The organism is Gemmatimonas sp., assembly GCF_041689975.1.
GTDB lineage: Bacteria > Gemmatimonadota > Gemmatimonadetes > Gemmatimonadales > Gemmatimonadaceae > Gemmatimonas.
Genome location: NZ_JBDNFF010000062.1, coordinates 1 through 2,705 on the forward strand (window position 1 = coordinate 1; position 2,705 = coordinate 2,705).

Annotated in this window: 1 protein-coding gene and 1 pseudogene; one reads left to right on the forward strand and one right to left on the reverse strand. The window is 63.0% G+C overall.

The features are described 5' to 3' along the window. Nucleotides 1-2,255, forward strand: a 2,255-nt coding sequence (locus ACESNG_RS04655; protein ID WP_373068002.1) for a DUF5916 domain-containing protein, incomplete at its 5' end; no start/stop codon positions are given. A gap of 32 nt (nucleotides 2,256-2,287) precedes the next feature. Here ACESNG_RS04655 and ACESNG_RS04660 read toward each other — a convergent pair. Further along, a pseudogene (locus ACESNG_RS04660) lies at nucleotides 2,288-2,705 on the reverse strand (polyphosphate kinase 2 family protein); the annotation flags it as partial.

Sequence of the window (2,705 nt, forward strand, 5' to 3'; positions counted from 1 at the left end):
ACCGTCGCACGGCCGTCGGCTTTGGTGTCTCCGTGGCCGGCGTCCGCTCGGATTTTCGCCACACGCAAGACGACGACATGCGAGGCCGCGAGAGTCAGTACGACCCGGTGTGGACAGCCGCCACGCGCGAGGACTCCAGCGGATGGACCGCGGAAATGCGCATCCCCTTCTCCCAGCTCAGGTTTCCCAAGGCGGAGCGGCAGCGATGGGGCATGCAGATCGATCGATGGATGCCCGACAAGAACGAAGACATTCAGTGGGCGATGGTATCGCCTCGCGAGACCGGTTACGTGTCGCGATTCGGCACGTTGGAGGGTCTCGACGGCGTCTCGCCAACCCGCCCCGTGGAGTTCCTGCCGTACGTGGCCGGCGATGCCACACGGCGCGGCTCGGCAACTGCCGCCAACCCCTTGAACCGCCCGCTCGCGGGCCGGATGGGTATGGACGCCAAGGCGGCGCTCGGCTCGAGTCTGACACTCGACGCAACGGTCAATCCGGACTTCGGGCAAGTCGAAGCCGACCCCGCAGAAGTCAACCTGAGCGCCTTCGAAACCTTCTTTGACGAACGCCGACCGTTCTTCACGGAAGGCAGCGAAATGGTGCGCGGGAACGGCGCACAGTACTTCTATCCTCGCCGCATCGGCGCACCACCACGAGGTTCGGCCACCGGCGATTTCGTCGACACGCCACGCAGCAGCACCATCCTCGGTGCCGCCAAGCTCACCGGTCGCTTACCGAGCCGACTCTCCATCGGTGCCGTGACCGCCGTGACGGCGGCCGAGAATGCACGAGTGTTCCACGCTGACTCCAGCGTCACCAACCGGGTGCCCGTCGAGCCGCGATCAGCCTACGGCGTGCTACGACTCCAGCAGGAAATCGGCAAGCAAGCCTCCACCGTCGGCGCGTCGTTCAGCACCGTGCAGCGCAACGTGATCGGGCAACCCACGCTGGCGGGATTGTTGGCACGCGAGAGCTACTTCGGCGGGGCCGACTGGCGCATTCGCTTTCAGCAAGGCAAGTACGCCATCAGCGGATTCGTCGCGGGTACGCATGTCGCGGGCGACACGGCGTCCATCCGTCGGCTGCAGACGACGAATTCGCGCCTCTTTCAACGACCGGACCGACGAAACGTCCTGTTCGATCCGCTCAAAACCTCCCTGTCCGGCTACTCGGCCCAACTCCGCGCCGACAAGGATGCGGGACGGCACATTTTGTGGGGCGCCGAGGTCAAAGTCGAGTCACCAGGGTTCGAACTGAATGATCTCGGCCGACTGCAGTCGACCGACGATATCGAGTACAACGCCGACCTCCAGATCCGCGAAACCACACCTGGGCGCTTTTTCCAGAACTGGCGACTCGGTTTCGAAACGCGCGGAGCGTTGAACTTCGAGCGAACGCAACAGCTGAACACGTGGTCGCAGAACAGCAGTGCGACGCTGAGAAATTTCTGGAATCTCAACGTGCGCTCAACGATCGCCTTGGCTGCGGTCGACGACGCCGTCACGCGCGGCGGACCGTACATGGGACTTCCCCGCGAGTTCCGCCAGGAGTTCCGTATCAACAATCCTTTCGGTGCACGCACCGGCTGGCGTATGAACGGCGGATATGGCGTCGATGAGTTCGGCGCGTGGCGCCGCAACATTTCGGGCCAAATAACGCTGCGACCGTCGCCACGCGTGTCCGTGTCCGCAGAGCCCACGTTCCAGTCGGGCATTGACCCACGACAATACGTCACGCGCGTTGCCGGTGGCACGCGCACGTACGGTAATCGCTACGTGTTCGGCTTCATCGATCGCACTACGATTTCCACCAAACTCCGCGCCAACTACGCCTTCTCGCCCAATTTGACATTGGAGGCTTACGCCGAGCCGTTCGTGGCCAGCGGGCGCTACTCGCGCATCGGTGAACTGTCGGCCCCACGCAGCCGCGTGCTTCGGGAATACGGCACCGATGGCACCATCATCGCCGCCGACTCCGTGGGTAAGCTGACGATCACCGATGGCTCGAGTACGTTCACGCTCAGCAATCGCGACTTCAACGTGCTCTCGTTCCGATCCAACATCGTGTTGCGCTGGGAATGGACACCAGGCAGCACGTTCTTTCTGGTGTGGCAACAAAATCGTCGGACGGCCGAAGTGTTCGGCGATCCCGCAAGAGCGAGCGATCTGTTCCGCACGACCCGCGCCAGCGGTGATAATTTCCTCGCCGTCAAAGTCAGCTACTGGCTGCCTGTTCGTCTTGGCGGGCCAAGCTGAACACGCAACTGCACGAGCCGACACGCGACGACCTAATCGAACCCCGCTGCTGCGGTTCGCACGGCCTCGTCCATCGGCGGGAACGTCGACTTCGTGGACTCGAGCGTGTCCACCAGCATCTGCGCGATGAGATAGTTGCGCACGGTCTTATCGTCGGAGGGCACGACGTACCACGGTGCCGATGGCGTGCTGCAACGTTCGAGCACCTCCCGATACGCGTCAGTGTAGGCATCCCAACGGTCGCGGTCCTTCAGATCGTCGAGACGGAACTTCCAGTTCTTGGTGGGATCGTCGAGTCTCGCCTGCAAGCGTTCGTGTTGCGCTTCACGCGACACGTGGAGCATGCACTTGCGAATGATCACGCCGCTGTCGGTCAGCATCCGTTCGAACGTGTTGATATGATCGAAGCGCGCACGCCATACGTTCTCCGGCGCCAGCTCTCGCACGCGC